Genomic DNA, 7,668 nt, shown 5'->3' with positions numbered 1-7,668 from the left:
TCTTCTCCTTCTACTTTAAGAGTCTGCACTATATCACCTGTAGCAAAGTAACCTTCATTATCTAGCATAGCAATATCGCTATTGATATAGCCTAATCCGCTAGACTTAGGACGTAAGAAAAGCTCATTATTGATAATCTTGTAATCGCATTCAAGAATTTTAAAATATCCATCTTTGCTATTGTGATTCTTAATTTTGATAGCATTAGTTTCACTAGTGCCAAAGCTCTGCTTAAGCTTTATATGTGGCAGTGCTTCTTGCAATGCGGATAAAAGCCCTAAATCAGCCCTTTCACTGCCATAGATGATTAGCTTTAGCGATGTAAGGTCATATAAGTTAAGATTATTTAATAACAAAAGTCTAAGCATAGTTGGCGAAGCGGGTAAAACTTCTACCTTATGCTCTGATAAAGATTGCAAAATTACTTCTGGATTCCTATCTTTTGGAATAATTAGCTTTCCACAAGAGCTAATGGTAGAAAATAACACATCTATGCCTGCAATATGATTAGGCAAAAAGACATTTGCTACTCTTAATAAATTTTGCCTCTTAGCTAGATAAGTTTCAAGCATAGAATCTAAATCATGCACAATCGCCTTTGGCTTACCTGTACTACCACTAGAAAATAGCACTAAGCCCGCCCTATTTTGCTTCTTTAATGATTCTATTAGAGGCTTGCTTGTAGTATTAGAGCATGTTTGCATTTGTTTAGAATAAGAGTCATATATAAACTCAAACAAATTACCCATATCAAAACAAAGATCCCTAGGCAATAAAGGAGAAATGATACATTTGTTATAAATTAGAGCAAACAAAGTAGTTAAATAATGAAAGCTGTAATCACCAACAAGTGCTACAACCCTGCCAATTGGCATGCTACTAGATAATCTAATCATCTCTTTATACACCAAATCATAACTATACTCTTCTTGATTGATTATTATCCCACCCTGCCATGAAGCTAGTCTTTGTAAATTGCATGTTGCAATATTGCGTGAGGTTAAATCTTTGGTTATTTGAGATAGATTTGATTCTAAAAAATCTTGCTCCACACATCGCTGCAATAAAACGGCTATGCACACAATAGCCACCCCGAAAGACTACAATCATAATGAACACAATCATCATGACAAACACAGCCACTAAAAGAACAAGTATTTCTATATGAATTAGACCAAATGACACTAGGATAGGATTTAATAAAGAGATAGTCATAGAGTGCTACCCCCCCCCCCAGTATAGATTTCAACTGTTTTGTTGCGCTCTTTTTTAAATCTATCACTAATATCTAGGGAATCTACAATACAAACTCTACTTGGAATCTTATATGCAGCTAGCCTATCTTTACAATAAGCCCTAATTTTCTTTTTTAACTCCATATTATTAACTTGAAGACTAGAATCAAGCACCACTTTTATACTAACGCTCTGCCCTGTTATTGCATTTTTTTCTCCATATACTAAGCAATCCTTAATATAGGGCAACTCAAATATTACATCTTCAATCTCACTAGGCAAAGCCTTTTCTCCGCCTATATTTATCACTTCCTTAGAGCGAGCTATAATCTTTATATATTCTTCTCCTTCTACTTTAAGAGTCTGCACTATATCACCTGTAGCAAAGTAACCTTCATTATCTAGCATAGCAATATCGCTATTGATATAGCCTAATCCGCTAGACTTAGGACGTAAGAAAAGCTCATTATTGATAATCTTGTAATCAATATTCTCTAACTTTATAGCGTCTTCTAGGCTTTTAGTTTGAATGATTCCAACTTCACTAGTGCCAAATGTTTGATGGAATCTAACTTTAGGAAATACATCTTTCAATCTAATCAATAATGATTTTGGTATAGCCTCGCTACCATAAGTAATAATCCTCAAACTACTTAAGTCATATTTATGTGCCACATCGCTAAGCAACATTAGATTTAACAAACTAGGGCTAGCAGGCAAAAGAGCTATTTTATAATCCTGAATGACTTTTGCTAAGGCATTAATGTCTTTTCTATTGCTAATTGTGATGCCTAAGCCCCCAATACTTAAGGTATTAAACAAAGTATTTAAGCCACCTATATGATCAAAGCCTAAAAATAAAAGCAAATTTATGCTTTTTTGTCTTTTAGAGATATAGGATTCAAGCATAGAATCTAAATCATGCACAATCGCCTTTGGCTTACCTGTGCTACCACTAGAAAATAGCACTAAGCCCGCTCTATTCTTAAGACGTGAAAAGATAATATTTTGTCTTTTTATGCCCGTATCTTTTAATATGCCATCTTTGTATATGAATTCAATCTCTGCTTGTTTTAGCTTATCACTAATTATATTTTTGCTATCTATAAGCAATTGTAAATTTTCATTATTTATATAATCACTATCTACATTCAATCCTATTAACTCATCTCTATTTAGTGGTGCTACAATCATCTGACAAGCATAACAGGCAAGCAAGAAAGCAATAGAATCTATATCATAATCGCCAATTAGGGCGACACTAGAGCCCTTAGGCAATGAAGATAACAAATTGGATTTATCTTTGATATACTCTATCAAATCGGCATAGCTATAACGCTCATCATCATATACTATACAGTTTCCGCTAAAACTAGCAATTTTCTCTAAAAATCTAGCCATTCACACCACCTAAATAAATAACTTGTCCTGTTATAAAATCGCTATTTGGATTAATGAAAAATCTAATCACATTTAAGACATCTGCAAATTCACCAAAACGCCTTATTGCTTGTGAATTTAGCAGGGCTTGCATTTTTGTTTTTGGGACATTTTTGATTAAATCAGTTGGCACAGGCGTAGGTCCTAGGGCATTAACAGTAATGCCGAATTCACTAAGCTCTCGCGATAAAACTTCAGTTAGATTCACAATAGCAGCCTTAGAAGCAGCATATACAGCTTCACCTTGAAGCCTTAGAGGCGTAGCAACAGTGGCAAAATTCACAATCCTATAGGGCATAGATTCATGCCTTTTATGCTTTTTATAGTCTTGCATCATTACCTTTGCTACTTCCCTAGAGAAAAGAAAACTGCCATATACATTAGTGCTAAATATATCTTGCATAGTCTTATATGGAGTGGTTAAGATATGATTCATAGAAGCAATTCCTGCATTATTAATCAACACATCAATAACACCAAACTCAACTTTAATAGCGTGAATCATGGCTACCACAGCCATCTCATCGCTTACATCAAGTGGAAAATGTCTATAATTTTCATGCTCTATACTAGATTGCCCCCTAGAACAACCACAAACCACATTGCCCTCATCTAAAAAAGCTAGGCTTAGCTCCCTACCTATTCCTTTCCTAGTGCCGGTAATGACAAATATTTTTGGTTTACTAAGTTTATTTTGAACATGTTCTTTGCCCTTTGCTAAATTTTCTTTATTTGTGATATCTGTACGAACTATATTCGTGCTAGAAATGTAAGATTCCATATACTTCCTCCTAGCTATCATGAATTAATGAAAATATATAATCACTAAGGCTACTTACATCTTTGAATGGTGAATTATGCTGGCTCATTGCCCTACTATTAGCAAGGACTATTTCTGTGTTTAGCTTCTCTGATAGCATAGATTCCAAATCTACTATGAAACTAACTAAAGCAATAGAATCTATAATGCCACCTGCACCATAAATCCTAGTTTGCAAATTGGGGTTTTCTAACTCTTCACTCTCTAGCTCACTAGCTAGATTTTTTAGGCATATATAGATATAGTCAATAATTGCTTCTTTATTCATTCATTACTCCTTGGATTAAAGATAAAAATATGATTAAATGTTCCATCAGGCTTATAGCCATAACGCTGTATATGAAATGACCTAAGCCTAGCATTCCTATTTATATCCACCCATAGATATGCTTGCATAATATTCTTAGATTTAAGTATCTCGTAATATGCTTGTAATATGCTAGGCATGGCAAATGGATTACTAGAGATGTTGATTAAGTAATTAAAATGTGAAACCCTGCCTTGCAATGTCCATATAACTAGACTATCTATTTTGTTATTAGACTTTGAGATTAAGACTTGATTACTATCTATATAGCTTAAAAGTTTTTGATAGCTAGGGAGGTTATCAAGATATATATCAAATGTGCTTAAGAGCAGATGATATATATCTTTAGAATCGCTTCGCTTTGCTAAGTCTATGTTGCAATTAGCTTGATTTGAAGATATTGTTTTGAATGGATTTTTCAGGCTAGCAAGATTTACACGCAGTCGCTCATAAATATTATGACGATTGCAATAGTAAGATAATATCCCTTGTATATCTTCTGATATATTACCCTTTGTTATTACTTCAAATACTATAGTAGGCTCTTTAGTCTCTTTTGCTAAATCTTGATGTCTTGGTATTGGATTTTTGGCTTCTCTATATTCTTCATTAATCTCTTTGGTATTTTGCCAATTATTAGATTCTGCTCTATGACGCAAATCTTTATTTAGACATGTATTGCATATATAAGCCATTAAAGTATCAAAACACAATGGAATATATCGCAAGGTATTAGAATCCTTGCAAATAAAATAGCCTTTATAAAAACTCTTATCATGTAGGCTTTGTTCATGCAAATTTGTGTCATATAAATCTGAAAAATTTGATTCACATATTTTTGGCTTATGAACAGTTGTTAGACAAGAATCAATATTGTCATTATGACTCTCTTGCTTTTTAGCATCATCAATGCAACTTGAACAAACCAAAAATGCCAACAAATCACAATCAGAATCTTTGCTAGATGCAAGGCTTAGGCTAACTGAATATGCAAAATGAAAATCAATATGAAAAAAATAATTGCTAATGCTATTGCTAGTTATTAGCTTGCGAAATGCTATATTAATATCTTTGGAATCCGTTTCGCTTATAAGCAGCCCTAAGTCTCTCATGCTGCCCGCCTTTTATTATTAGATATATTGCCTAATGTATAATTAGCAAAGCCAGAAATAAAGCTAATATGTATATTATGATTATTAGTATTCTTAGTAGTAGATATAAACGCGCTTAGCTTTAAAGCTATATCATTTATTGCATTATTATTTTTACATAGAGAGGTTACCCCCCCCCCCCCCGTAGCATTATCATGTATGCTTGATGTATATGCTTTGTATGTTTTAAGGGATTTGTTATTTGATTCTAAATCTATGCTTGAGCTAGAGACATTATTAGATGCTAAGCAGAGCTCTAGGGCTATGTCTTTAATGTGTAAAAAGATTCTATCTTCTGGAATTTTATCCTTAGAGATTCTATCCTTTGGGTCTTCTTTTACAATATCGCCTATAATATCATTTGCAATATTGCTTGGGGGTTTAACTTTTGTAGAATCTCTTTGTAATAAATCACTTTCACTATGCCTTTGATATGAAATTTCATTTTGAAAATATGATATATTAAGCCAATATTTAGTAATAGTAAAAACCTTATCATGAATAATTATGCAAGGCTTTGGGATAACTCCAAAAGCATCCATACTGCGCAAAAACGCACTAATCTTATCTCTATCCCAAGCTGGATTTAGAAACCCGCTATTTGGCAAATCTCTAGCCCTATGAGGAGCGCGGCTATCCTTAGCCATTGGAACAAAACTTACACTCCAATCTAATAAGCTATCTTTTATCTCCACAAATGCATCAAAACCTAGCTTCATTAATGATTGAAAAAGTTTTAGGGAGTTAATATCTGGGGCTATGGGCATTTCTTTTTGAATCAAAATATCCCCGCTATCAAGCTTAGAGCTTACAACATGCCAAGTTACACCGCTTTTTTCATCTTGCTCGTATATGCTCCATATTGGCGCATTAACGCCCTTATGACATGGTAAAAGAGCGTTATGGAAATTGATAATCTTTAGGTTTTCATTGCATATTGCAGAGGATTTAAAGATATAATTATTATTCGCACTAATGACCAATGTAGGAAAATCTATACTCGCAAAAAATATATCTAATGTATTTGAATCATTGCATGATAGATAAGGAATATTATGCTTTTTTGCTTTATGCTGCAATAAAGATAGGCTATGCGAACAATAAGACATTGCTAGTATGGGCTGCAATTGCATTGAGTTAGATAGAGATATACATTGCAAGCTAGATTCTAATATTAAGCTTAGGCTAGATATATGTGTTGGTTTTATATTAGATTCTAACTTAGATGTAAATTCACACATAGAATCTAATATATCGCTAGCAATGCTACCGCTACCAATAATTATAATTTGATCAAATATCATGCAAAATTCCTTGCATGGCTACTAATTTGGCTAATAAATAAATCTTGATTAACGATGAAATGAGCATAACTTGTAGCAAGTATATATGAAAGATTGGTTGTAATAAATGATTGAAGATAAAGTTTATAATAGAATTGCAATAGACAGAATTCGACAATAATAGAAATGAATAAAGATTTATAAAAGTTAGCTGGGTTGCCCCCCCCCCCCCATATATTTACGATAAGATTTCCACACTAATGCCAAGCTAGCATTGCTAGATATAACATTAGAATTGCTATTAGATAGGGATAGATTTATAGATAGATTAGGAGATAAGGCATGGATATTATAAATACTATTGGCATTACTAAATATATTAGCTTTATTGGGAATCTTGATATTTGCACTAGCTGTGCTATTATCCACGCTGCTAAAAGAAGGTTCTTTACTCCAAGATAAAATCTTTTCTGCAAAAAGATTTTTAGAATAGATGATATTTTTCAATCCACTAGGCACAAAGCCCTCTATCGCATACATACGCATTGCCCTTTGATTTTGTATATCACACCATAAGTGCAGAGATCTTATATGAAGTTTGCTTAAATATCTATAAAAGAAATGCCACAATGGAACTAAACTAGCTTTAGAGCCATAATTTGATATGAGATTTAAATATGCACTACTGCCTTTGGGAATAAATAGCAAATAACCAATTATTAATTTATCAAAAATTACATTGCTTTTAATATTGCTATCTTTAGGAGATGTTGCCTTATTTATGCTCTTAGAACATACAAGAATATGAGAGCAGTTAATATGCTTTTGCAAGCTTTGCTTAGAGGGCAAATAATCAAAGTATTTGTTAAAATCTAATCTTATTAGACTATATATCTTTTGTGCAAATATGCAAGATACAGAATCTATACCTAAAGATAAATTAGCATCTAGCAATTTTATCTCTTCAAATAAATTTGTATAATAAAAACTATTCGCGCATAAACTCATATCAATATCTAAATTATGAACATCTATATCAATGGATGCACTAAGCTTTTTTTGCATTTTGATATATGTGGTCTCATAGTGCCACACCTTTGGAGATAGAGCCATAATAGCAGAATCATCTCTTCCAAGATTTTCTAGAATTACACGAAAAGGTAGTTCTAATTTAGATAGCAAGTCTTCAACATATTCTTTTTTATCACCAATAAAATATAAACGATAAAAATCCTCAACTCTTTGTAAAAATATGCAAGATGCAGAATCTAAATGATATAAAAATAAATCTTGCTTAGCATTAAAGAAATAGTTAGTAAAAATCTTACGATGCTTAGACTTTATTGAATTAAAGATATGTAATATATCTGATGATGATAGAGGTGTAAGCATTGTGTCTCTTTATTAATGTTATATAACTTAATATAAGAAT

Annotated in this window: 7 protein-coding genes; all 7 read right to left on the bottom strand. The window is 32.6% G+C overall.

What is annotated here, in order from left to right:
• A partial coding sequence (locus LS73_RS06895) for an AMP-binding protein (protein ID WP_138070007.1) occupies positions 1-1,082 on the bottom strand: 1,082 nt, incomplete at its 3' end.
• Between the two features lie 129 nt (positions 1,083-1,211).
• Positions 1,212-2,636, bottom strand: a complete 1,425-nt coding sequence (locus tag LS73_RS06890; protein ID WP_138070006.1) for an ANL family adenylate-forming protein — start codon at positions 2,634-2,636, stop codon at positions 1,212-1,214.
• Positions 2,629-3,456: an SDR family NAD(P)-dependent oxidoreductase gene (locus tag LS73_RS06885; RefSeq protein ID WP_081955474.1), complete on the bottom strand. Its 828-nt coding sequence runs from the start codon at positions 3,454-3,456 to the stop codon at positions 2,629-2,631. Before LS73_RS06885 ends, LS73_RS06890 begins: the two co-directional genes overlap by 8 nt.
• Positions 3,457-3,466: 10 nt before the next feature.
• Complete coding sequence (locus tag LS73_RS06880) at positions 3,467-3,763, bottom strand: hypothetical protein (RefSeq protein WP_034556694.1); 297 nt, start codon at positions 3,761-3,763, stop codon at positions 3,467-3,469.
• Positions 3,760-4,914, bottom strand: coding sequence for a hypothetical protein (locus tag LS73_RS06875; RefSeq protein WP_034556691.1), 1,155 nt, complete (start codon positions 4,912-4,914; stop codon positions 3,760-3,762). The genes LS73_RS06880 and LS73_RS06875 overlap by 4 nt, the downstream gene beginning before the upstream one ends.
• On the bottom strand, positions 4,911-6,257 hold the full coding sequence (locus LS73_RS06870) for a formyltransferase family protein (protein ID WP_138070005.1): 1,347 nt from the start codon (positions 6,255-6,257) through the stop codon (positions 4,911-4,913). The genes LS73_RS06875 and LS73_RS06870 overlap by 4 nt, the downstream gene beginning before the upstream one ends.
• A gap of 186 nt (positions 6,258-6,443) precedes the next feature.
• A complete protein-coding gene (locus tag LS73_RS06865; RefSeq protein WP_034558405.1) occupies positions 6,444-7,628 on the bottom strand; it encodes a hypothetical protein in 1,185 nt (394 codons plus the stop codon).
• Positions 7,629-7,668: the final 40 nt, after the last annotated feature.

Source organism: Helicobacter muridarum, from assembly GCF_000765805.2.
GTDB lineage: Bacteria > Campylobacterota > Campylobacteria > Campylobacterales > Helicobacteraceae > Helicobacter_A > Helicobacter_A muridarum.
Note: the sequence above shows the minus strand (reverse complement) of the source record. Positions and strands in the feature narration are given on the sequence as shown.

Excerpts from the sequence above, each read along its gene's own strand:
- LS73_RS06865 (WP_034558405.1), bottom strand. The coding sequence starts at position 7,628 with ATGCTTACACCTCTATCATCATCAGATATATTACATATCTTTAATTCA.
- LS73_RS06890 (WP_138070006.1), bottom strand. The coding sequence starts at position 2,636 with ATGGCTAGATTTTTAGAGAAAATTGCTAGTTTTAGCGGAAACTGTATA.
- LS73_RS06875 (WP_034556691.1), bottom strand. The coding sequence starts at position 4,914 with ATGAGAGACTTAGGGCTGCTTATAAGCGAAACGGATTCCAAAGATATT.
- LS73_RS06885 (WP_081955474.1), bottom strand. The coding sequence starts at position 3,456 with ATGGAATCTTACATTTCTAGCACGAATATAGTTCGTACAGATATCACA.
- LS73_RS06870 (WP_138070005.1), bottom strand. The coding sequence starts at position 6,257 with ATGATATTTGATCAAATTATAATTATTGGTAGCGGTAGCATTGCTAGC.
- LS73_RS06880 (WP_034556694.1), bottom strand. The coding sequence starts at position 3,763 with ATGAATAAAGAAGCAATTATTGACTATATCTATATATGCCTAAAAAAT.